We start from the raw sequence: 20,569 nt of genomic DNA, 5'->3' as shown, positions 1-20,569 counted from the left end.
TGACCGGCGCGCCGGACACGAGCCGCCGCGCGGCTCCGCTCCGCGATAATCTCGGCACATGACTTCTTCGACCACCGCGCCCGCACCGACATGGGAGGCGCCGCTCGCCGGCGCGCCGCTGGACGCGACGGTCGAGGTACCCGGCAGCAAGTCGCTGACCAACCGGCTCCTGGTGCTCGCCGCCCTCGCGGACTCCCCGGGCACCCTGCGCGGCGCCCTGCGCAGCCGGGACGCGGACCTGATGATCGGCGCCCTGCGCGCCCTCGGCGCGCGGATCGAGGAGGGCGACCAGCCGAGCACGCTGCACGTCACGCCGGGGCCCGTCACCGGCGGCACCGAGGTCGACACCGGCCTGGCCGGCACGGTGATGCGGTTCCTGCCGCCGTTCGCCGCCCTCGCCGACGGCCCGGTCCGGTTCGACGGCGACCCCGAGGCCCGCGTGCGGCCGATGCTGCCGGTGCTCGCCGCGCTGCGCGCCCTCGGCATCACGGTGCACGACCCGGAGGGCACGGGCGACACCGGCGACCTGCCGAGCTACCTCCCCTTCACCGTCGAGGGCCGCGGCAGCGTGCCGGGCGGCTCCGTGGACGTCGACGCCTCGGGGTCCTCGCAGTTCGTGTCCGGGCTGCTCCTCGCCGCCGCGCGTTACGAGCGTGGCCTCACGCTGCGGCACATCGGCGCCACCCTGCCGAGCCTGCCCCACATCGAGATGACGGTCGCGACGCTGCGCGACGTCGGCGTCGAGGTCGACGACTCGCGGGACGGCATCTGGAGCGTGCGCCCCGGCCCCATCGCCGGCCGCGACGTGCGCGTCGAGCCCGACCTGTCCAACGCGGCACCGTTCCTCGCGTCGGCCCTCGTCGCGGGCGGCACGGTACGGGTCCCCGGCTGGCCGACCCTGACCACCCAGCCGGGCGCCATGGTGCCCGAGCTGCTGGAGCGCATGGGCGGCACGTCCACCCTGGCCGACGGCGTCCTGTCCGTGACCGGGACGGGCGAGATCCACGGGATCGACGTCGACCTGCACGCCGGCGGCGAGCTCGCACCGACGTTCGCCGCGCTGGCGGCCCTCGCCGACTCGCCCTCCCGGTTGCGCGGCATCGCGCACCTGCGGGGTCACGAGACCGACCGCCTGGCCGCGCTGGCCCGCGAGATCACGCGGCTCGGCGGGCAGGCGGAGGAGACCCGGGACGGCCTGGTCATCACGCCGCGGCCGCTGCGCGGCGACGTCGTGCGCACGTACGCCGACCACCGCATGGCCACCTCGGCCGCGCTGCTCGGCCTGCGCGTGCCAGGGGTGCTGGTGGAGAATATCGGCACCACGGCCAAGACCTTGCCCGACTTCACGGGCATGTGGCTGGGCATGCTGGGCTGATGGGCCGGCGCGACATCCGCGACGAGTCGGACTTCAGGTCCCGCCCGTCCAAGCGCGGGTCCCGGCCCCGGACCAAACAGCGCCCCGAGCACTCGGACGCCGTCACCGGGCTGGTCACCGGCGTGGACCGCGGGCGGTACACGCTGCTCGTGGACGAGGCGCTGACAGTGACCGCCATGAAAGCGCGCGAGCTCACCCGCACGCGGGTCGTCGTCGGCGACCGGGTCGACGTCGTGGGCGACACCTCCGGCGAGGAAGGGTCGCTCGCGCGGATCGTGCGCATCCAGGAGCGCACTGCCACGCTGCGCCGCACCGCCGACGACACCGACCCCTACGAGCGGATCGTCGTCGCCAACGCGGACCAGCTCGTCATCGTCACCGCGCTGGCCCAGCCGGAGCCGCGCACCGGCATGATCGATCGCTGCGTCGTGGCCGCCTACGACGCCGGGATGTCGGTGCTCCTGTGCCTGACCAAGGCCGATCTCGCCTCCCCCGACCACCTGCGCGAGCTCTACGAGCCGCTCGGGGTCGAGGTCGTGGTGACGCAGCGGGCGCCGTCGGGCGACGACGGCGCCGTGGTGCTCACGCCGGAGTCCGTCGAGGAGGTGCGCGACCGGCTGCGCGGCCTGGTGTCGGTGCTCGTGGGGCACTCGGGCGTCGGCAAGTCGACGCTGATCAACGCGCTGGTGCCCGAGGCGAGGCGGGCCACCGGGGTGGTCAACGACGTGACGGGGCGCGGCCGGCACACCTCGACGTCGGCGGTCGCGCTGCGGCTCCCGGTCGGGGCCCCGGAGGGCGAGCTCGAGGACGACGGCGCGCCCGGCGAGGGTGGCGCCGAGCCTGGCGAGGCCTTCGACGGCTGGGTGATCGACACGCCGGGCGTGCGCTCGTTCGGCCTGGCGCACGTCGAGGTGGCGCACCTGCTGCAGGCGTTCGAGGACCTGAACGAGGTGGCGCAGGAGTGCCCCCGCGGCTGCACGCACCTCGCGGACGCCCCGGACTGCGCCCTCGACGACTGGGTCGAGGCCTCCCCCGACGACGAGCGGCAGGCCCGGGCAGCCCGGCTCGCCTCGTTCCGCCGCCTGCTGTCGTCCCGGACCGGCTCGGACGCCTGACCATGACCGACGGCACCCCGCGCTACGGCGCGGTGGACGTGCAGTACCTGGACGACGGCGGGGCGCGGGCCGCGCTGGTCGTCGCCGAGGACCCGACGTTCGCGACGCTGGTCGAGGAGCGCTCCGTGCTGGTCGAGCAGGTCGCGGAGTACCGGCCGGGGCGGTTCTACGAGCGCGAGCTGCCGCCGCTCCGCCAGGTGCTGGCCGGCATCGCACCCCTGGACCTGCTGATCGTGGACGGTTACGTGGACCTCGACCCGGCCGGCAGCCCGGGGCTGGGCGCCCACGTGGCCGACGCCGGACTGGCCCCCGTGGTGCTCGGCGTGGCCAAGACCCGGTTCCACGCCGCGTCGCACGCCGCCGAGGTGCTGCGCGGCCAGTCCGCCCGTCCCCTGTACGTCACGGCGTCGGGGATGCCGCTCGACGCCGCGGCCGACCTGGTCCGGGAGATGGCCGGCGAGGCGCGGTTCCCCGACGCGCTGCGCCGCGTGGACCGGCTGGCCCGCGGCGGGGACCCGGCGTAGCCGACACGTCAGGGCTGGAGGAACATCCAGCGGTGCCCCTCCAGGTCCTCCGCGCGGTACGAGCGGCCGTACGGCGCCTCCTCGATCTTCGACAGCACCCCCGCGCCGGCGGCCTGGGCGTGGGCGAGGTGGGCCTCGACGTCGTCCACGTGGACCAGCACGCCGTCGATCACCCAGGGCGTCGACAGCCACGCGTCGGCGGCCCGGCAGTGCTTGCGGTGCTCGGCCGGTCCCTCGTAGGACGCGAGCTCGGAGAGCATCACGCGACCGCCGCCGGCGTCGAGCTCGCCGTGGGAGAGATGTCCGTCGTCGTCCAGCCAGCGTTCCGCCTCGGTGAAGCCGAAGGCCTTGATGAGCCAGTCCATGGCGGACACGCCGTCCTGGTAGGACAGCATGGGGACCACCCCGGTCGGACGGGCTGTGGTGGGTTCGGGCATGACGACCTCCTCGTTCTCGAACAAATGTACGAGTGTTTCGGAGATCTGTCGAGCGCTGGACCCGGTTACACCACCTGGAAGCCGAACAGCTCCACGGCCCACGGGTCCAGCCGGCCGGCGGACGGGCCGCCGTCGTCGGCCCCCTCGATGTTGAAGCCGAAGAACTCGCTCAGGGCGTGCTCCCCCAGCTCCAGCGGGTGGAACGGGAGCGCGTAGTCACCCCCGGCCGGGTGCTCGCCCGCCCAGAACGGCTGCTCGAAGGCGAGGCGCTCGCCCCTGTCCTCCAGCACGCCGTCGTCCGGGGACAGGCTCAGCGAGCGTACGAGCGTGCCGTCCCGCCACACCGCGAAGGCGAACCAGTCCACCACGCTGTGCATCGCGTGCAGGTACAGGGTGCGGCCCATGCTCGCGTCGACCAGGTGGGCGGGCAGCTGGGAGGGCCGGTCGAGCATGAGGGCCTGGTCGCACAGCACGTCCACCTCGGGCGTCGACAGGGCGCACGCCCGGCCCTCGGGCGGGAACACCGCGTCCCCGAGGTCCCAGGGCTCCTCGCCGTCCGGCCGGATCCGGGCCGGTGGCCACAGCAGGCCGAGCAGCTCGGCAGCGCTCGCCTCGTCGGCGAACTCGGCCGCGCCCGTCAGACCCGTCGCCACGTCTCCGTCCGCGTACACCAGCATCGCGGTCTTGGCACCCATCTCGTCTCCTGCCCTCGGCTGCTACCACTACCCTCGGCGTCCCGCCCCGGCGCCGGACACGAGAGTACGGGGACTGGGTGACACCGCCACTCCACTCGCGTGGGCTCGACACACGGCAGACTGAGCACATGCGCATCTACGTGCCCGCCACGCTCGACGAGCTCGACGCCGTCTCCCACGCCACCGACGCCGCCCGCTGGACCGTCGCGCCCCGCCGGGCCCACGCCGTGACCAAGGAGCTCGAGGCCGCCCTGCCCGACGAGGACGCCGAGAGCCTGGAGTACGTCGCCGCGCTCAACGCCGCCGACGACTCGCTGGCACTGATCGCCGGCCGGCCCGACGCCCCGCACCAGCGCGTGATCATCACGGTGGAGGTCCCGGACGCGGCGGTCGGCCCCGTCCCGGCCGGCGGCGCGGACGACGACGAGCCCGTCGCCTCCGAGGTCCAGGTGACCAGCACGGTCGAGCAGGTGGCGATCGTCTGCGTGCACGTCGACGAGCCGGAGGCCGGCGCCGACATCGCCGACGTGCTGGCCGCAGCCGACGAGGAGAGCGACGCCGAGACGACGGCCGAGGTGGGCGAGGAGTCCGACACCGCGCTGGACGAGGCGCTGCAGCGCGTCACGGACCGCGACCTGCTCTGGTACGACTGGAGCGAGATCAAGGACGTCCCGCGCGCCTGACGCCGCCGTCAGCCGAGGAAGTCGAGCGCTTCCTTGTGCAGCTTGCCGTTCGTCGCCACCGCGTTCCCGCCCCACGGGCCGGGCCGGCCGTCGAGCGACGTGAAGGTGCCGCCCGCCTCGGTGACGATCGGCACGAGCGCGGCCATGTCGTAGACCTCGAGCTCGGGTTCGGCCGCGATGTCGACGGCGCCGTCGGCCACCAGCATGTACGACCAGAAGTCGCCGTACCCGCGGGTCCGCGCGCAGGCGCGGGTGAGGTCGAGGAACCCGTCCAGCTTCCCGCGCTCCTCCCAGCCGCCGAGGGACGCGTAGCTGAACGACGCGTCGGCGACGCGCGAGATGCCGGAGACCGACATCCGCGACGCGGACGCCAGCGACTTGCCGGTCCACGCGCCCGAGCCCTTGGCCGCCCACCAGCGCCGACCGAGGGCGGGTGCGCTGACCAGGCCCACGACGACCTCGTCGCCGTCGGCCAGCGCGATGAGCGTGGCCCACACGGGGACGCCGCGCACGAAGTTCTTGGTGCCGTCGATCGGGTCCACGATCCAGCGCCGCGCGCCGCTGCCCGCGGAGCCGTACTCCTCGCCGACGATCGCGTCGCGCGTGCGCGCGCGGGCGAGCTGGCCGCGGATGAAGTCCTCTGCCGCGCGGTCGGCGTCGGACACCGGCGTCAGGTCGGGCTTGGTCTCCACCTTGAGGTCGAGCGCCCGGAAGCGGGACATGGTGATGGAATCGACCTGGTCGGCGATCACGTGCGCCAGACGCAGGTCGTCGGCGTAGTTGTCCTTCGTCACGGCGGCCACGGGCACAACCTAGCGCCGGATGCCAACTTTCCGCCGCCTAGCCGCGCCGGACGGGCGGATTGTTACGCGCGATGTGCCCCGTGCGGGCCGCCGGGCCGCTCAGACCACCGCGGGCACGAGCTCCCGGACCCGCGTCGCGAGGCCCTCGAACGCGGCCCGCGCGGGCGATCCCGGCGCGCACTCGGCCAGCACGCGGCCTGCCAGCAGCGCGGCGTCGAGCCCGGCCGGGTCGTCCGGCACGAGGTGTGCGTCGCCCACTCCCCCGTAGCGCGCGAGGGCGTCGCGCACCTGGGCCTCGGCCCGGCGCCCGACGGCGGAGACCCGCACCCGGTTCACGACCACGACGCGGGCCGCCGGGATCGCCACCGCGGCATCCCGCAGGTCCTCCAGGCCGCGCACCAGCCGCTGCAGCCCCACGGGGTCGGCGCTGCCGACCACGACCACGACGTCCGCGGCCTGGAGCGCGCTCAGGGTCGCGCCGTTGCGCTGCGGTGCGCGCGTGTCGTACATGAGCAGCTCGTCGGCCTCGAGCACCGGGCCACAGTCGACCACGGTCCAGGCCGCGAGCTCGCGGCTGCGCTGGAACACCACGTCGAGCGAGCTGGCGGGCAGCTCGGGCCAGCGGGACGCCCGGGTGATGCCCGTCAGGACGCGCACACCCGGCAGCGCCACCGGGGCGTGCCCGGCCAGCGTCCGCACGTCGAGCACACCCTGGCCGGCCGCGCGGGCGGCGGCGGCCAGGCCGGGCGCGTCGTCGAGCAGGCCGAGGCGGGAGGTCACCGAGGAGGCGTAGGTGTCGGCGTCGGCCAGCACCACCGTGCTCGCACCGTGCGCCGGGGGCACCGGACGCGGCCGGCGCAGCAGGCCGGAGCGGCGCGGCGCGGTGGCGCCCACCCCCGCGAGGGCCGCGGCGAGCTCGATGGCGGTGGTGGTCCGGCCGGGCGATCCGGCCGGACCCCAGACGGCGACGAGCATGCCGGGCCTGGTCCCGCTGTCGGGAAGGGCTGCTGGAGCAGCGCCCACCGCGGGTCCGGCGTCGTGGGCCGAGCCGTCGCCGCGGACCGCGGCGACCAGGTTCTCCGCGTCACCGCCCGCGACCACGGCGTCGCAGCCCAGACCTGCGAGGCGGGCGGCCGGCGTTGCCGGATCCTCGACCACGACGACCCGCAGGCCCGCGCCCCGCAGCCGCGCCACCGCGTCCCGGTCCAGGCCCGGCAGGTCCCCGGAGACGACCGCGGCCGTGCCCGCGCCCGCCTCGGCCGCGGCCAGGAGCTCGGCGAGCTCCGCGCACCGCCGGGAGACGGTCATCCGCGGCTGCGCGCCGAGCACGGTCACCACCGCCGCCTCCTCCTCGGGTGCCTGCACCGCGACCAGGACGGTGACCGTCCGGTCCTCGCTCACCGGACACCGCCCGCCACGGGCACGACGGCGACGGTGCCGGCGTCGGAGAGCGCGGCCAGCACGGTCGGCAGGGAGTCCTCCGGGACCAGCACGTGCAGCGTCACCGTGCCGTCCACGACGATCGCGCCGTCCTGCGCGTCCACCTGCTCGACCACCACGTCCTTCGCCAGCGTGGCCGGCTCCGGTCGACCCGCGCCCGCCTCGTGCGTGACGGGCACCTCGGGGACGAACCAGAGGTCCACCACCACGCCGGCCCGGATGCGGTCCGACAGCCCCGAGCCCACGGGGACGGAGACCGAGCGGACGTCGGCGTCCGCGCCGAGGGCCGTCAGCGGCACCAGCTCGCCGTCGTCCACCACGCGGAGCACCACCAGGTCCGCGGGCAACGGCTCGGCGGCGGACAGATAGCGGCCCGTCCCGGACCCGAGGCGGACGTCGACCGTCCGCAGCGACTCGGCGGTCAGGGGCGCGCCGGGCGTGAGGGCACCGTCGGCCACGAAGACCGGGGTGGTGCGGCTCGCCGCCGAGACCACCCAGGAACCGCAGGCGACCGACAGCGCGACGATGACGAGGCCGGTCACGAGCCGCGGGTCGCGCCAGCCGGGCCTGCGCAGCCTGGTCGCGACCGGCTCGGGGAGGCCCTGCTCCCGGACTGCGGGCGCCGGGGCGGCCGGGGCATACGTCATCTCGGTCCTTCCGCGTACTTTGGTGGACTTTGGGTAGGGCGTCGAGTAGAAGTTGAGCCCCGAACCCGCTCAGAATGGTGCACAGCCTGGGCAGAGCGCCGGAACCATAGTGATCGAACGCCGCCGATCCGGCATCAGATAAACACTTCTTGTGGATAACCCCCTCATGTCGGTGTCTCGTGCCACACTGTTCCCATGGAAAAGCGCTTTCTCTCTCTGGCGGATGTGGTCGAGACCCTCAACATCTCGATGGCCCAGGGCTACGCACTGGTTCGTACCGGCGACCTTCCCGCCATCCAGGTGGGGCCCAAGAAGGTCTGGCGCGTCGAGGCAGCCGAGCTCGAGTCGTACATCGAGCGTATGTACGCAAAGAGCCGTGAGCGGCTCAAGGGCTCTGCGGCCGCTGACGGCTGAGCAGACGACTGAAAGGCCGCGTCGTACACCGACGGGACCGGCACACTCCATACGGGGTGAGACCGGTCCCGCTGTCCATTTCCGGGCATTCCAGTCGGTTTAGGGTGCCTCGCTGACAACCAGCAGGGCCGGGAAGGGAACCAGCCGGGCTCCGCGCCCGTCGAGCAGGTCGACGTCCAGGTGGTCGCGGCCCACGCGTGCGATGCGCCCGGCCGACACCCCGCTCAGGGTGCGCACGGCGACCCGCGCCCGGTCGCGCTGCAGGCTCCGCAACACCGGTCCCAGCCCGACGGAGTCCCGCCGCGACGTCGCGGACGCCGCGTGACGGGTCAGCCCGTGCACCGCCGCCACCGCGGCCAGCGGCACGAGGTGCTGGCTCGCCGGCTCCGGCCGGACCCCCTGGAGCAACACCCACTCGTCCGCCGTCTCCAGCACGACGCCGCGCAACGGTGCGCCGTCGAGCAGCTCGACCGTCACCACCGCGCCGACGACGGCGCGGAACCTGTCGGCGAGCGTCATCGTCGCGTGCTCGGCGCGCGTCAGCTCGGACACGAGCGCGTCGGCCTCCGCCGCCACCTGCGCGCGGGCCTGCGCCTCGAGATCGCTGAAGAGCGCCTCCCAGCGCGTGGGGCCGGTCGGGCGCACGGATGTCATGGAGACACCCTGCGCCATCCACAGGCATCCCGCTCTCCGGTGGACACCCGCCTGACACCCCTGTTGAATAACGATCGCCGGACGACATCAAGTGTCATCACCAGTGCCGTTCGGACTCATAGTGTCAGGAATCGAACCGCAGCAGGGGGAACCATGTCGACGCACGCCCTTGAGCACGTACCGGCTGCCGACCGCCACGACGTCGGCCGGAAGCCATCGCACCCCGACCGCCCGACGGCCGGCTCCCCGGCCTCGGACGCGGACGCGGAGACCGGAGGCACCTGGAGAGGGCTCCTCGGGCTGCTCGCCGTCGGCACGGCGCTCGTCGCGGCGTGCGGTGTCCTCGGCACCCGCACGTGGCAGGTGGGGTCCGGCCTCGGTGCGGCGCTGTTCCCGGTGGAGGACGTCGTCGAGCTGGCGGCGGTCGCCGTCGGCACGGCGGTGGCCGGCTGGACGGGAGTGCACGCGCTCCTCGCGCTGGCCTGCGTCCTCGCGGACCGGCGCGGCAGGCGCTGGGCGGCGGCGGAACGCGCCGTGGCCCGCCACGCGCCGGCCGTGGTGCGGCGCCTGGCCCGGGTCGCCGCGGGTGCCGGGCTCGGTCTGGCGCTCACCGCGCCGACGGCGATGGCCCTGCCGGAGGCCGTCGGGGTACCCGCCGCGGAGGCGGGGCCCGCGGTCGTCCTCGACCTCGGCTGGCGGCCGACGAGCACGATGAGCGGGGAGCCGACGGGCCGCCCGGGCCGGTCGGTCGCCTCGGGCACCGGGTCGACGCCCGGGCGAGCGTCCCTGGTGGACCAGGACCGGCGTGCGGAAGCGGGCCGGGAACCGGTGACGGTCGAGACGGGCGACACGCTGTGGGCGATCGCCGCCGACGGGCTCGCTGCCGACAGGCCGTCCGATGGCGACCGGTCGGCCCGGGCCGGCAGCCCGGCCGACAACGATGGGCCGTCCGACGCAGAGATCGCCGAGGCCGTCGACCGCTGGCACGACGCCAACCGCCAGGTGCTGGGCTCCGACCCGGACCTGATCCGCCCGGGCACGGTGCTGCACCAGCCCTGAAAGTCGTCCGACCCACCGCACCGCCTCGCACCCGCACCGCGCCCCCAGGAGATTCCGGATGACCACGCTCGACAGCCCACCCGAGGCCACGAACACCGCGACGGAGCCCGCCACGCCGTCCCGCACCCGCCGCACTACTCCACGCCCGGCGACCGGGGCGGCGGCGCTACCCGCCCAGCGGCCCGCCGTGCCGCCGGCAGGACCGGTCACCGGACCCGGCATCGGCCGGCGGCTGCGCCGCATGCGGATCGGCGGCACGCCGTACCCCGAGCTGCAGAACGCGGCGGCTGCTCTGGAGGCGCTGTCCGGCCGACCGGTGCCCGAGCCGGACCCCACCCTGCCCGACCCCACCGCGCAGGTGTGCCGCGTGGTCCGCGCCGCGGTCGAGGTGCTGCGCGGCGAGCGCCCCGCCGCGCAACTCGCCCGGTGGGTGACGCCACAGGTCTACGACCAGCTGCTGGAGCGGGGCCGGCTCATGCGGGAGGCCCGGCAGGTGCGGCCGCCGCGGCCCAAGGCGCACCCGGCCGCGGTACGGCGCGTGCGGCTGGTCCGGCTGGGCGCCACGTCCGCGGAGGCGACGGTGATCCTGCACGACGAGGGACGGGTGCGCGCCGCGGCCGTGCGGCTGGAGGCACGGCGCGGGGTGTGGCGCGTCGCGGTCCTCGAGATCGGCTGACCGGGTGGCTACACCCACTCCACGACGAGGTCGGCGGCGTCCCGGGTGGTGGCGATGAGGTCGGCGTTGCGCTGGTCGGTGCCGCGGGCCCACGCCTCGGCGTCGGGCAGGGGCTTGCCGAACGCGTGGTGGCGCGCGACGAGGCGCCGCAGGCGCTCGGCGTCGGGCAGGTCGACGTACCAGACCTCTGCCATCCGGGCGCGGGCTGCGGGCCAGGCGCCGTCGGCCGCGAGGAGGTAGTTGCCCTCCGTGATCACCAGCGGCTCGTCGGCGACGACGGTTCCTGCCGCCACGGGCTCCTCGATCTCGCGACGGAACTCCGGCGCGAAGACCTGCGGGCTGCCCGGCCGGCGGCCCGCGATGCGGCCGATCAGGGCGGCGTAGCCGGCGTCGTCGAAGGTGTCGATCGCGCCCTTGCGCGCGCGGCTGCCGCGGGCCTCCAGCACGGCGTTGGACAGGTGGAAGCCGTCCATCCCGACCACCACGGCCGTACCAGGCGCCAGTCCGTCGGCGAGGGCGGCGGCCAGGGTCGACTTTCCCGCGCCGGGCGGGCCGGTGATGCCGAGCACCCGGGCCTCGCCGCGCCGGCCGGCGTCGTCGGCGAGCCGGGCCGCGCGCTCGACGAGCTCCGCGGTGGTCAGGCGCACGGCGCGTACTCCAGCCAGGACCGGGGGCCGACGTGCTGCACGCGGATGGACGCCACCCGGATCGCCTCCTGGACCGCGGACTCCAGCCCGGCGCCCTGGGCGAGCGCCACGCACAGGGCGCCGTGGAACGCGTCGCCCGCGCCGAGGGTGTCGCGCACCTCGACGCTCGGCACGTAGGTGGATCCGTGCCGCCCGTCCTTGTCGCACCAGGTCACGGGGGCGGATCCGTGCGTCGTGACGACCGCCTGGGACGTGGCGGCGTCGTCGGGCGCCCGGAAGTCCGCGGACCGGGCGGCGACGTCGGCCGCACCGAGCAGGTCCGCGAAGACCGGGCGCCAACGACCGGCGTCGAGCACGACGAGCGGGCGGGGTTCGAGGGCGAGGGCGTACGCGAGCACGCTCCGCGCCAGGTCGGGGTGGTGCCCGTCGAGCAGGACGACGTCGGGCCGCGGCAGGGCGTCGAGCTCCACGCGGGTGACGTCGAGGCCGTTGGTGAGGGTGGCGTCCGGCGAGACGACCGAACGGTCGCCGGTCACGTCGTCGACCAGCACGGCCGAGACGGCGATGGGGATCTCCCGGCCGCCCGCCGCGTCGTGGATCTCGACCCCGTGGTGCTCCAGGTCGCCCCGGGCGGCCGAACCCACCGGACCGGTGCCCATCGCGCTGATCAGGAGCGCACGCGCCCCGAGCGTCGCCGCGATGACCGCGGCGTTCGCCGCGGGGCCACCCGCGGAGACGTCCTGACGGACGGCGGTGATCTTCTCGTTGGGTCCGGGCCGGACGGCGCTGCGGTGGATCACATCGAGCGTCGTGAGACCTGCGAACCAGCAGGTCACCGGGGGTTTTTGCGGAGCTTTGGCGGCGGTGTCGCACATGGGGCAGAGGCTACCTTTGAAACCGGATGTCAGAGACCGGGCGTACTGTCCGAACATGACCACGACGGAGCCGACCATCCCGCCGACAACGCGCCCTGCCGTGTGGCGCGACCTGCTCCTGGACCAGCTCTCGTTCTACTGGGACGTCCACCTGTGGCCCCGCCTGGAGGGCCTCACCGACGCCGAGTATCTGTGGGAGCCCGCCTCGCCGGCATGGAGCGTACGCGCCGGGGCGGACGGGGAGCCCCGGCTCGAGCACGAGGTGCCCGAGCCGGAGATCCCGCCGGTCACGACGATCGCCTGGCGCATGGTGCACGTGGGCCGCGACGTGTTCGGGCGGCGCGCCCGGGCCTTGTTCGGCCCGACGGACGCGCCGCCCGACGCCGACATGTTCGACGCGCGGCACTGGCCCGAGGCCCCGGTCACGGCCGACGGCGGCCTGGCCGTGCTCGAGGAGGGCTACCGATCGTGGCAGGCCGGGATCGCCGCTCTGGACGACGAGTCGCTGATGCGCCCGATCGGCCCCAAGGGCGTGGCGTTCGCCGAGTTCCCGATGGCGGCGCTGGTGACCCACCTCAACCGCGAGGCCATGGCGCACGGCGGCGAGATCTGTCTGCTGCGCGACCTGTACCGGGCTCAGTACGCACCGTCCGCGTCGGCCACGGCGGGATAGGCCCGCTCCGCGAAGACCCGCAGCGCGTCCCGGACGAACGTCGCGCCCTCCGTGCCGCCGTAGTTCGCGGCGAACCGGTCGTCCGCCACGTACATGTCGGCCAGGCCCAGCAGGTAGCCGCGGTCGGGCAGCGGCTGCCCCGCGCCCGGCGTGCCCGGCACGGACGCGAGCCACTCGGCGTGCCGTGCGGCCAGGGCCTGGGCCTCGTCCGAGGCCGGGTCGGTCCCCGCCACCGCGGCGTCGGCCCAGTCCTTGCTGAGCGCCGCGACCCGCCCCTTCCACTCCTCCTGCTCCCGTGCGGTGAGGCCGCGCCACCACGCGTCGCCCCGCTGGTAGGCGTCGCGGCCCCAGCGTTCGGTGACCTCCTGCTCGTACTGCGTGTGGTCGAAGCCGTCGAACATGTCCTTCGCCATGATGTTCTCCTCGGTGGTGTCCGGGTCCTTCTCGAGATCCGCGACGGTCCGTTCGACCGACGCGATCTGCCGGGCCAGCCGGCCCTGCTCCGCCCGCAGCGACACGAGGTGCATGCGCAGCGCCTGCGCCTCGTCCCGCTGGGCGTCGAGCACCTCGGCGATGGCGCCGAGGCCGAGCCCGAGATCACGCAGCAGCAGGATCCGCTGCAGCCGCACCAGCGCGGTGCGGTCGTAACGGCGCGGGCCCGCATCCGTCGTGCGGACGGCGGGCAGCAGGCCGACGGCGTCGTAGTGCCGCAGCGTCCGGCTCGTGACGCCGGTCAGCCGCGAGATCTCCTGGATGGACCATTGCATGTTCATCACCGTAAAGGTTGACGTCGCGTCAACTTCAAGTCCCAGTCTCCGCGGATCAAGCATGATCAAGCAACTAAACCTGTGGATAACTCATGTCCGATGCCGCTCGCGCCCAGACTGATCGTCATGACAGCATCGAGCGAGATCATCCCGGACCAGCCCCTGGTCGACGACGCGGCGCTCCTCGCCTTCGCGAACCTCCTGCACGGCGGCATCCGGCCGCGCCGCCGCACGCTCTGGTTCGCCCTGCTCGACGGCGCGCGCCGCCCGCTGCCGATGGTCGTACCCGTGGACCTCGTGCCGGACGAGCCCGACGTGCTCCTGACGAGCAACCTCGGCCGGGCCTGGCACGAGATTCTGCGGGGCGAGCCGGGCGCCTCGGTGCTGCTCGTGCTGGAACGCCCCGGCTCCCCCTACGCCTCGCCCGAGGACCACGCCTGGCACGCGGCCCTCCGGTCCGCCGCTGCCGAGCACGGGCTCACGGTCGCCGCGTTCTTCCTCGCGACGGCGGACGGCGTCGCCGCGCTGGCTCCGGACGCCGCATCGCCTCCGGACGACGCGCCGGCCGGACCCGAGCCCCGCATCAGGCCCCGATGGCCTCGAGCCGTTCCCACTCGTCGTCGGTGAACAGGCGCGACCGGATGAGGAACCGCACACCCTCGGGCGCCTCGACGCTGAAGCCGGCGCCACGGCCCGGGACCACGTCGATCGTCAGGTGGGTGTGCTTCCAGTACTCGAACTGGTTGCGGCGCATCCAGACCGGAACCGTGAACGACCCGGCCTCCGCGGCGGAGATCGCGAGGTCGCCGAGGTGCACGTCCGCGTCCCCCGTGATGAAGTCGCCGTCCGGGTAGCACATGGGCGACGAGCCGTCACAGCAGCCGCCCGACTGGTGGAACATGAGCTCGCCGTGCTTGTCCCGCAGGCGCACGAGCAGCGCCGCCGCGTCGTCGGTCACGGCGACCCGCGCGGCGGGTGACCCGGTCACGGGGGCGGGGGTGGGGCGGACGTCGTCGGACATGGAACCTCCCAGAACTCGAAGCCGAACCGGACGGCCGGGCGGGAGGCCGGTGACGTACCGGCCCGGCCTCCCGCCCGACGAGGTGCCCCCCGGCCTAGAAGAAGCCCAGCTTGTTCGGGGAGTAGCTGACCAGCAGGTTCTTGGTCTGCTGGTAGTGGTCGAGCATCATCTTGTGGTTCTCGCGGCCCACGCCCGAGCCCTTGTACCCGCCGAACGCCGCCGCGGCCGGGTAGGCGTGGTAGTTGTTCGTCCACACCCGGCCGGCCTCGATCGCCCGCCCGGCCCGGTACGCGTCCGCGCCGGAGCGCGTCCACACGCCCGCGCCCAGCCCGTAGAGGGTGTCGTTGGCGATCTTGATCGCGTCGTCGAACTCGGCGAACTCGGTGACCGCGACCACGGGCCCGAAGATCTCCTCCTGGAAGATCCGCATCTCGTTCTTGCCCTCGAAGATCGTGGGCGTCACGTAGTAGCCGCCCGCGAGGTCGCCCTCCAGCTCCGCCCGGTGGCCGCCGGTGAGCACCTTGGCGCCCTCCGCCCGGCCGATGTCGAAGTAGCTGAGGATCTTCTCGAGCTGGTCGTTGCTCGCCTGCGCCCCGATCATCGTGTCGGTGTCCAGCGGGTTGCCCTGCTTGATCGCCTCGGTGCGCGCCACGGCGTCGGCCAGGAACGAGCTGTAGATGTCGCTCTGGATGAGCGCGCGCGACGGGCACGTGCACACCTCGCCCTGGTTGAGGGCGAACATCGTGAAGCCCTCCAGGGCCTTGTCGTAGTAGTCGTCGTGCGCCGCCGCGACGTCGCTGAAGAACAGGTTCGGCGACTTGCCGCCCAGCTCCAGCGTCACCGGGATGATGTTCTGCGACGCGTACTGCATGATCAGGCGGCCCGTCGTGGTCTCGCCCGTGAAGGCGATCTTGCGGATCCGGGACGAGCTCGCGAGCGGCTTGCCCGCCTCCGCGCCGAACCCGTTGACCACGTTCACGACGCCCGGCGGCAGCAGGTCCGCGATGAGCTCCATGAGGTACAGGATCGACGTCGGCGTCTGCTCGGCCGGCTTGAGCACCACGGCGTTGCCCGCAGCGAGCGCCGGCGCCAGCTTCCACACCGCCATCAGGATCGGGAAGTTCCACGGGATGATCTGCCCCACGACACCCAGCGGCTCGTGGAAGTGGTACGCGATCGTGTCGCCGTCGATCTCGCTGATCGACCCCTCCTGTGCCCGGATCGCGCCCGCGAAGTAGCGGAAGTGGTCGATGGCCAGCGGGAGGTCCGCGTTGAGGGTCTCGCGGACGGGCTTGCCGTTCTCCCAGGTCTCCGCGACGGCCAGCTCCTCGAGGTGCTCCTCCATGCGGTCGGCGATCTTGTTCAGGATGATCGCGCGCTCGGTGACCGACGTGCGTCCCCACGCGGGTGCCGCGCCGTGTGCGGCGTCGAGGGCCCGGTCGATGTCGTCGGCGTCGCCGCGTGCGACCTCGGTAAAGGTGCGTCCGGTCACGGGGCTGGGGTTCTCGAAGTACTGCCCGTTCGCCGGGGGTACGTACTCGCCACCGATCCAGTGGTCGTACCGGGGCCGGAAGCTGGCGATGGCACCTTCCGTACCTGGGGCTGCGTACACGGTCATGGTCTGCCTCCTCGCAGGATCTCGCGCCCGCCTCCGGGTTGCCCGACGGCGGAGCCGCGCCCCGGGCGCACCGGTGCGCCCGAGTGCGGCGAGGTTAGGCAGCGGGGCGTTGCATCCGCGTTGCAACCCGACCGTGACCTCGCAGGGGCAAGCCGGGAGGGCGCCGGCACAGATGGACTCATGAGGACAGATCGCCGGACCGACCGTGCCCGTGCGACGAGCCGACACCGAGGAGAAGCCCCCATGAACCTCGCACCACGCCGCACCGCCCCCACGGTCCCGCTGATGGTCCCGCTCGCCGCGGCACTGAGCGTGGTGCTGGCGCTCGCGGGCTGCACCGCCGACGACGGCGGGTCGGGCGCCGCCGAGGAGGCGACCAGCCTGTCGGCCCCCGACGCGGCCCCCGACGGCGCGCCGGCCCCGGATGCCGCGCGGGCTCCCGAGGCCCTGAGCGACGAGGCGTTCGTCCCGCCGTACCCGGAGCCCTACCCCGAGCCCGGCCCGGTCGACCCCGCGGGCGAGGAGTACGACGACTCCCCCGAGTCGCCGTTCCTCGACGTCGCCACGAGCCCGCTGTCCACGTTCTCGGCCGACGTCGACACGGCGTCGTACTCGAACCTGCGCCGTCAGGTGAACCAGGGCGTCGCGCCCGAGGGGGTGCGCATCGAGGAGCTGGTCAACTACTTCGACTACGACTACGACGCGCCCGCCGCCGGGGCCGAGCACCCCTTCTCGGTGACCACCGAGGTGGCGCGGGCCCCGTGGAACCCGGAGCACCAGCTCGCGATGGTGGGCGTGCAGGCCACGGAGGCGGTGCCGACGTCGGAGGGCAACAACATCGTCTTCCTGCTGGACGTGTCCGGGTCCATGGACGAGCCGAACAAGCTGCCCCTGCTGGCGGAGTCGTTCGCGCTGCTGGTGGAGCAGCTCGACGAGCGCGACCGCGTGTCGATCGTGACCTACGCGGGCGACAACCGCGTGGTCGCCGACTCGGTGCCCGGCTCGGAGCACGGCGTGCTGGTAGACCATCTGCGGTCGCTGCGGGCCGGTGGTTCCACGGGTGGTGCGGCCGGCCTGACCACGGCGTACGAGCTGGCCGAGAAGAACTTCGTCGAGGGTGGCAACAACCGGGTGATCCTGGCGACCGACGGCGACTTCAACGTGGGGCCGTCCTCGCCCCACGAGCTCACGACGCTGGTCGAGGCGGAGCGGGCGTCCGGGGTGTACGTGTCGGTGCTGGGCTTCGGCATGTACAACCTGAAGGACAGCATGATGGAGGCGATCGCGGACCACGGGAACGGCAACTACGCGTACATCGACACCCTGGCCGAGGCGCGCAAGGTGCTGGTCGACGAGTTCGGCTCGACGATGTTCGTCGTGGCCCAGGACCTGAAGCTGCAGGTCGAGCTGAACCCGGCCGCCGTCGGCTCGTACCGGCTGATCGGGTACGACAACCGGCGCCTGGCGGACGAGGACTTCGACGACGACACGAAGGACGCGGGCGACGTGGGCGCGGGCCACTCCGTGACGGCGTTCTACGAGCTCGTCCCGGCCGGTTCGGTCGGCGGCAGGGGCTCGGACGGCGGCCTGAAGTACTCCGACCGGGAGGTCGGCACGAGCGACGACTTCATGACGGTGCACGTGCGGTACAAGTCGCCGGACGGCGGGGTGTCAGCCGCGAGCACCGAGGTGGAGTTCCCGGTCGGCGCCGCCGCGTACACGACGGCGCCGTCCGCGGACTTCGAGTTCGCCTCCGCGGTCGCGGAGCTGGGGCTGATCGCCACGGGCTCGGAGTACCGGGCGGAGGCGAACCTCGACGGGGCTCGCACCCGGGCGGCGGGTGCGCTGGGCACGGACCCGTACGGGCTGCGGGCGGAGTTCGTCGACCTGGTCGACGCCTACCGCGAGATGGGGTGAGGGTGGGGTGATCTCGACGCGGGACCGCGTCTGTCACCCGGTGCGCTTTCGACAAACCCGATCGAAAGACATACAGAAAGCGCTGGAGATAGTTTTACCGCCGACGAACCGTCCGGGAATTTTCGACCGGACGCGATCAATGCCGAATTCGAATCCGCACCGGCCGCACGCTACCGGGGAATGACGCCGGACACCGATCTTCGCGCTTTCGGTCCCCGAGGTCGTTCTCGAGGTGGACCGTGCGCTCCGGGCGGCCGGCCGACCACGGGGCGGTCAGGAGCCGTCGCGTGACGTGAGGATCGTCCGGTTGCCGAGCGGCTCGCGGGAGTCGAGTGCGCGCTGCGCGCCCTGCGACTGCTGGACCATGTCGACGGCGACCCGCAGGTCCTCGACGGCCCAGTCGAGCGAGGTCTCGATGTGGGTGGCCTGGGCGAGCAGGGTGCGAGCCTGGGTGACCGAGGTGGGCGGGGCGTCGGTGAGCCGCTGGGCCCCGGCCTGGCGCGCCTCGGCGAGCGCCTGGGCGAGCACGTCGCGCGTGGCCGGGTCCGCGACCTGGCCCTCCGAGCCCTCGTAGACCCGCTCGGCCGTCTCGAGCACGGCGGCGAGGTCGTGCGACCGGGCCGAGGTACTGGTGACCTGGGTGTCGATCTGGGCGGTCAGGGTGAGGATGCGGCCGGTCTCCTCGGCGCGGGCGGACATGGACCAGAGCGTGACGGCGACCGCCAGGCACGTGATGATCGCGGCGCCGAAGGTCCACCGGCGGCGGCCACGCGCGCCGGCGAGGTCGAGGCCGGCGCCGGGTTCGGGCGGCGGCGCAGGGGTGTCGAGCGCGGGCAGGTTCGCGAGCTCGATCGCGGGCAGTGCGCGGCTCGGACTGTCTCCGGCCTGTTCATCAGTTTCAGACATCTGCGATTCCGGTCTAGCTAAAGCGATGGTGTTCAACTCTTCCCCCAAAGAGAGTTCTCATGAAAACTATCTGTCGGACGCGAAGCCCGTTTAACTACCGGTGCGATTGACGCTAAGACTACTTTCCGCGTCACGCGCGGCGAGACCGTAATGCGTCTGTGATCTGTGGAAAACCCGTCTGAGACGGTGGAAAACTTGGCGATCACGGTGGACAACTTGTTGATGAACTTGGTCCGATGCCTACACTGGCGTGGTTCGACGACGACGTCGGGACAGGGTGAGGGGCAGCATGCAGCAGGTGCCACACCGGGACGCGCGCTGGGTTCGCGCGGCATATGAGAGCTTCGTCGGTTCCGCCGGCTCACTGGAGCCGGACGGGATCGACCCGATCGTCGCGGCGTCGTGGCGGCGGAGCCTGCGCAACGGTGTGGACCCCGACCGGCCGAGCGCGGTGACGGTCGCGGCGTCGGGCGAGCTGGACGAGTACCGCAGCGCCCATCCCCTGGCCGGCGCGATGCCGCTGGTCCGCGACCTGGTGGGCGGGGCCACGGGCGACGGCCTGGTGGTCGCGGTGTCCGACGACGTCGGCCGCCTCCTGTGGGTCGAGGGCCGCGGGCAGGTGCGCTCCGCCGTGGACGGCGTCGGCTTCGTCGAGGGCGCGCTCTGGCGGGAGGACTCCGTGGGCACCAACGCGCCCGGGACCGCACTCGCCACGCGCCGCGCCGTCCAGGTGCTCGGCGCCGAGCACTTCGCGCGCCCGGTCCAGCGGCTGAACTGCACCGCGGCCCCGGTGCACGACCCGGCGGGCGGCATCATCGGCGTCCTCGACCTGACCGGCGGCAGCGCCGCCGGGTCCCACGTGGCCCTCGCCCTGGTGCGCGCCACGGTCGCCATGGTCGAGCGCGAGCTCGCCCTGCGGGCCACGGCCGCGACGGCGGCGGACGGCGGGCGCGCGCCCTGGGCGGGCGACGTCGGCCCGGACGGGGACGCCGGCACGGCAGGTGGTGCGGCCGACCCCGCCCCCGACCTGCGCCTGCTCGGCGCGCCGACGCTGCGCGGCCGCCGGCTCTCCCTGCGGCACGCCGAGATCCTGCTGCTGCTCGCCGAACGCCCCCGCGGCCTCAGCGCCGAGGAGCTCGCCGTGCTGCTGCACCCGGGCGACCTCTCGCTGGTGGCCGTGCGGGCGGAGATCTCCCGCCTGCGCCGGGTGGCCGACGGCGTGCTCGACGGTCCGCTGCTGGCCGGCTCCCGTCCGTACCGGCTCGCCCGGATGCTCCGGTCCGACGTCGACACGGTGCGCACCCGGCTGCGGCACGGCGACGTGCGCGGGGCGCTGTCGGCGTACCCCGAGCCCTTGCTGCGCCGGTCGGTCGCGCCCGGCGTGGAGCGGCTGCGCGAGGAGCTGGAGGCCGAGGTGCGGGCGGCCGTGCACGCCTGCGACGACGCGGCCGCCGTCGAGCAGTGGACCGCCCGTGACGAGGGCGCGGAGGACCACACGGCCTGGACACGACTGGTGCGGCTGACCGAGCCCGGCGGACCGCGGGCCGCCCGCGCGCGGGCGCACCTGGCCGTGCTGGAACGAAGGCTCTCCTGAGCGGTACGGGCCGGGATCATCCTGACCCT

23 protein-coding genes are annotated in these 20,569 nt (G+C 73.8%); 11 read left to right on the top strand and 12 right to left on the bottom strand.

The window, feature by feature from the left end; translation table 11 throughout:
- Nucleotides 1-58: 58 nt before the first annotated feature.
- From aroA to QRN56_RS09210, 3 genes are read left to right on the top strand one after another with little or no spacing between them, the layout of a single operon-like run.
- The gene (aroA, locus tag QRN56_RS09220) at nt 59-1,375 is read left to right on the top strand and encodes a 3-phosphoshikimate 1-carboxyvinyltransferase (RefSeq protein WP_285102594.1); all 1,317 of its coding nucleotides are present in this window, start codon (nt 59-61) and stop codon (nt 1,373-1,375) included.
- Nucleotides 1,375-2,490, top strand: a complete 1,116-nt coding sequence (gene rsgA, locus QRN56_RS09215; protein ID WP_285102593.1) for a ribosome small subunit-dependent GTPase A — start codon at nt 1,375-1,377, stop codon at nt 2,488-2,490. Before aroA ends, rsgA begins: the two co-directional genes overlap by 1 nt.
- Before the next feature lie 2 nt (nt 2,491-2,492).
- Nucleotides 2,493-3,014: an endonuclease V gene (locus QRN56_RS09210; RefSeq protein ID WP_285102592.1), complete on the top strand. Its 522-nt coding sequence runs from the start codon at nt 2,493-2,495 to the stop codon at nt 3,012-3,014.
- 8 nt (nt 3,015-3,022) lie between these two features.
- Here QRN56_RS09210 and QRN56_RS09205 read toward each other — a convergent pair whose 3' ends face one another.
- On the bottom strand, nt 3,023-3,451 hold the full coding sequence (locus QRN56_RS09205) for a VOC family protein (protein WP_285102591.1): 429 nt from the start codon (nt 3,449-3,451) through the stop codon (nt 3,023-3,025).
- A gap of 65 nt (nt 3,452-3,516) precedes the next feature.
- On the bottom strand, nt 3,517-4,146 hold the full coding sequence (locus QRN56_RS09200; protein WP_285102590.1) for a DUF6928 family protein: 630 nt from the start codon (nt 4,144-4,146) through the stop codon (nt 3,517-3,519).
- A gap of 128 nt (nt 4,147-4,274) precedes the next feature.
- Here QRN56_RS09200 and QRN56_RS09195 point away from each other — a divergent pair, with 128 nt between their 5' ends.
- Nucleotides 4,275-4,829: a DUF6912 family protein gene (locus tag QRN56_RS09195; RefSeq protein WP_285102589.1), complete on the top strand. Its 555-nt coding sequence runs from the start codon at nt 4,275-4,277 to the stop codon at nt 4,827-4,829.
- Nucleotides 4,830-4,837: 8 nt separating this feature from the next.
- Here the strand turns inward: QRN56_RS09195 and hisN are convergent, their stop codons facing one another.
- The 3 genes from hisN to QRN56_RS09180 all read right to left on the bottom strand — a co-directional run bounded on the left by hisN (nt 4,838) and on the right by QRN56_RS09180 (nt 7,719).
- Nucleotides 4,838-5,638, bottom strand: a complete 801-nt coding sequence (hisN, locus tag QRN56_RS09190) for a histidinol-phosphatase (RefSeq protein ID WP_285102588.1) — start codon at nt 5,636-5,638, stop codon at nt 4,838-4,840.
- Between the two features lie 93 nt (nt 5,639-5,731).
- The gene (locus QRN56_RS09185) at nt 5,732-7,033 is read right to left on the bottom strand and encodes a CpaE/TadZ family protein (RefSeq protein ID WP_285102587.1); all 1,302 of its coding nucleotides are present in this window, start codon (nt 7,031-7,033) and stop codon (nt 5,732-5,734) included.
- Nucleotides 7,030-7,719 (bottom strand): CpaB family protein, encoded by a 690-nt coding sequence (locus QRN56_RS09180; protein WP_285102586.1) that lies wholly within the window; start codon nt 7,717-7,719, stop codon nt 7,030-7,032. Before QRN56_RS09180 ends, QRN56_RS09185 begins: the two co-directional genes overlap by 4 nt.
- 195 nt (nt 7,720-7,914) lie before the next feature.
- Here QRN56_RS09180 and QRN56_RS09175 point away from each other — a divergent pair, with 195 nt between their 5' ends.
- Nucleotides 7,915-8,133, top strand: a complete 219-nt coding sequence (locus QRN56_RS09175) for a helix-turn-helix transcriptional regulator (RefSeq protein WP_020016485.1) — start codon at nt 7,915-7,917, stop codon at nt 8,131-8,133.
- A 99-nt stretch (nt 8,134-8,232) separates the two neighbouring features.
- Here QRN56_RS09175 and QRN56_RS09170 read toward each other — a convergent pair whose 3' ends face one another.
- Nucleotides 8,233-8,787 carry a hypothetical protein gene (locus tag QRN56_RS09170; protein ID WP_285102584.1) on the bottom strand — a complete coding sequence of 185 codons (555 nt, stop codon included), beginning with the start codon at nt 8,785-8,787 and terminating at the stop codon, nt 8,233-8,235.
- Nucleotides 8,788-8,940: 153 nt separating this feature from the next.
- On the opposite strand from QRN56_RS09170, the gene QRN56_RS09165 reads away from it, so the two are divergent.
- Both QRN56_RS09165 and QRN56_RS09160 read left to right on the top strand, forming a co-directional pair.
- Nucleotides 8,941-9,846: a hypothetical protein gene (locus QRN56_RS09165; protein ID WP_285102583.1), complete on the top strand. Its 906-nt coding sequence runs from the start codon at nt 8,941-8,943 to the stop codon at nt 9,844-9,846.
- Nucleotides 9,847-9,904: 58 nt separating this feature from the next.
- On the top strand, nt 9,905-10,522 hold the full coding sequence (locus tag QRN56_RS09160; protein ID WP_285102582.1) for an Rv3235 family protein: 618 nt from the start codon (nt 9,905-9,907) through the stop codon (nt 10,520-10,522).
- 8 nt (nt 10,523-10,530) lie between these two features.
- On the opposite strand, the gene QRN56_RS09155 is transcribed toward QRN56_RS09160, so the two are convergent.
- Both QRN56_RS09155 and QRN56_RS09150 read right to left on the bottom strand, forming a co-directional pair.
- Nucleotides 10,531-11,169 carry a nucleoside/nucleotide kinase family protein gene (locus QRN56_RS09155; protein ID WP_285102580.1) on the bottom strand — a complete coding sequence of 213 codons (639 nt, stop codon included), beginning with the start codon at nt 11,167-11,169 and terminating at the stop codon, nt 10,531-10,533.
- Nucleotides 11,160-12,005, bottom strand: a complete 846-nt coding sequence (locus tag QRN56_RS09150; protein WP_285102578.1) for a PfkB family carbohydrate kinase — start codon at nt 12,003-12,005, stop codon at nt 11,160-11,162. Before QRN56_RS09150 ends, QRN56_RS09155 begins: the two co-directional genes overlap by 10 nt.
- 94 nt (nt 12,006-12,099) lie before the next feature.
- On the opposite strand from QRN56_RS09150, the gene QRN56_RS09145 reads away from it, so the two are divergent.
- Entirely contained in the window at nt 12,100-12,717 is a 618-nt protein-coding gene (locus QRN56_RS09145; protein WP_285102576.1) for a DinB family protein, read from the top strand.
- Here the strand turns inward: QRN56_RS09145 and QRN56_RS09140 are convergent.
- Nucleotides 12,681-13,484, bottom strand: a complete 804-nt coding sequence (locus QRN56_RS09140; RefSeq protein ID WP_285102575.1) for a MerR family transcriptional regulator — start codon at nt 13,482-13,484, stop codon at nt 12,681-12,683. The two genes, QRN56_RS09145 and QRN56_RS09140, sit on opposite strands and share 37 nt — an antisense overlap.
- A gap of 126 nt (nt 13,485-13,610) precedes the next feature.
- On the opposite strand from QRN56_RS09140, the gene QRN56_RS09135 reads away from it, so the two are divergent.
- Nucleotides 13,611-14,111, top strand: coding sequence for a hypothetical protein (locus tag QRN56_RS09135; RefSeq protein ID WP_285102573.1), 501 nt, complete (start codon nt 13,611-13,613; stop codon nt 14,109-14,111).
- On the opposite strand, the gene QRN56_RS09130 is transcribed toward QRN56_RS09135, so the two are convergent.
- Nucleotides 14,068-14,505 (bottom strand): DUF779 domain-containing protein, encoded by a 438-nt coding sequence (locus tag QRN56_RS09130; RefSeq protein ID WP_285102571.1) that lies wholly within the window; start codon nt 14,503-14,505, stop codon nt 14,068-14,070. The two genes, QRN56_RS09135 and QRN56_RS09130, sit on opposite strands and share 44 nt — an antisense overlap.
- A gap of 94 nt (nt 14,506-14,599) precedes the next feature.
- Nucleotides 14,600-16,123: an acetaldehyde dehydrogenase ExaC gene (gene exaC, locus QRN56_RS09125; RefSeq protein ID WP_285102569.1), complete on the bottom strand. Its 1,524-nt coding sequence runs from the start codon at nt 16,121-16,123 to the stop codon at nt 14,600-14,602.
- 243 nt (nt 16,124-16,366) lie between these two features.
- On the opposite strand from exaC, the gene QRN56_RS09120 reads away from it, so the two are divergent.
- Nucleotides 16,367-18,040, top strand: a complete 1,674-nt coding sequence (locus QRN56_RS09120) for a vWA domain-containing protein (protein WP_285102568.1) — start codon at nt 16,367-16,369, stop codon at nt 18,038-18,040.
- A gap of 273 nt (nt 18,041-18,313) precedes the next feature.
- On the opposite strand, the gene QRN56_RS09115 is transcribed toward QRN56_RS09120, so the two are convergent.
- The gene (locus QRN56_RS09115) at nt 18,314-18,946 is read right to left on the bottom strand and encodes a hypothetical protein (RefSeq protein WP_285102566.1); all 633 of its coding nucleotides are present in this window, start codon (nt 18,944-18,946) and stop codon (nt 18,314-18,316) included.
- Nucleotides 18,947-19,235: 289 nt separating this feature from the next.
- Between QRN56_RS09115 and QRN56_RS09110 the strand changes: the two genes are divergently transcribed.
- On the top strand, nt 19,236-20,540 hold the full coding sequence (locus QRN56_RS09110; RefSeq protein WP_285102565.1) for a sigma-54-dependent transcriptional regulator family protein: 1,305 nt from the start codon (nt 19,236-19,238) through the stop codon (nt 20,538-20,540).
- The last annotated feature ends 29 nt before the right edge of the window (nt 20,541-20,569 follow it).

Source organism: Promicromonospora sp. MEB111 (assembly GCF_030209445.1).
Lineage (GTDB): Bacteria > Actinomycetota > Actinomycetes > Actinomycetales > Cellulomonadaceae > Promicromonospora.
The sequence above is the reverse complement of the archived record's forward strand: the minus strand, read 5'-3'. Positions and strand labels throughout refer to the sequence as shown.

Bases quoted from the DNA above. Each gene is read 5' to 3' on its own strand.
- aroA (WP_285102594.1), top strand. From the start codon at position 59: ATGACTTCTTCGACCACCGCGCCCGCACCGACATGGGAGGCGCCGCTC.
- rsgA (WP_285102593.1), top strand. From the start codon at position 1,375: ATGGGCCGGCGCGACATCCGCGACGAGTCGGACTTCAGGTCCCGCCCG.
- QRN56_RS09210 (WP_285102592.1), top strand. From the start codon at position 2,493: ATGACCGACGGCACCCCGCGCTACGGCGCGGTGGACGTGCAGTACCTG.
- QRN56_RS09205 (WP_285102591.1), bottom strand. From the start codon at position 3,451: ATGCCCGAACCCACCACAGCCCGTCCGACCGGGGTGGTCCCCATGCTG.
- QRN56_RS09200 (WP_285102590.1), bottom strand. From the start codon at position 4,146: ATGGGTGCCAAGACCGCGATGCTGGTGTACGCGGACGGAGACGTGGCG.
- QRN56_RS09195 (WP_285102589.1), top strand. From the start codon at position 4,275: ATGCGCATCTACGTGCCCGCCACGCTCGACGAGCTCGACGCCGTCTCC.
- QRN56_RS09180 (WP_285102586.1), bottom strand. From the start codon at position 7,719: ATGACGTATGCCCCGGCCGCCCCGGCGCCCGCAGTCCGGGAGCAGGGC.
- QRN56_RS09175 (WP_020016485.1), top strand. From the start codon at position 7,915: ATGGAAAAGCGCTTTCTCTCTCTGGCGGATGTGGTCGAGACCCTCAAC.
- QRN56_RS09170 (WP_285102584.1), bottom strand. From the start codon at position 8,787: ATGACATCCGTGCGCCCGACCGGCCCCACGCGCTGGGAGGCGCTCTTC.
- QRN56_RS09165 (WP_285102583.1), top strand. From the start codon at position 8,941: ATGTCGACGCACGCCCTTGAGCACGTACCGGCTGCCGACCGCCACGAC.
- QRN56_RS09160 (WP_285102582.1), top strand. From the start codon at position 9,905: ATGACCACGCTCGACAGCCCACCCGAGGCCACGAACACCGCGACGGAG.
- QRN56_RS09145 (WP_285102576.1), top strand. From the start codon at position 12,100: ATGACCACGACGGAGCCGACCATCCCGCCGACAACGCGCCCTGCCGTG.
- QRN56_RS09140 (WP_285102575.1), bottom strand. From the start codon at position 13,484: ATGCAATGGTCCATCCAGGAGATCTCGCGGCTGACCGGCGTCACGAGC.
- QRN56_RS09135 (WP_285102573.1), top strand. From the start codon at position 13,611: ATGACAGCATCGAGCGAGATCATCCCGGACCAGCCCCTGGTCGACGAC.
- QRN56_RS09130 (WP_285102571.1), bottom strand. From the start codon at position 14,505: ATGTCCGACGACGTCCGCCCCACCCCCGCCCCCGTGACCGGGTCACCC.
- exaC (WP_285102569.1), bottom strand. From the start codon at position 16,123: ATGACCGTGTACGCAGCCCCAGGTACGGAAGGTGCCATCGCCAGCTTC.
- QRN56_RS09120 (WP_285102568.1), top strand. From the start codon at position 16,367: ATGAACCTCGCACCACGCCGCACCGCCCCCACGGTCCCGCTGATGGTC.
- QRN56_RS09115 (WP_285102566.1), bottom strand. From the start codon at position 18,946: ATGTCTGAAACTGATGAACAGGCCGGAGACAGTCCGAGCCGCGCACTG.
- QRN56_RS09110 (WP_285102565.1), top strand. From the start codon at position 19,236: ATGCAGCAGGTGCCACACCGGGACGCGCGCTGGGTTCGCGCGGCATAT.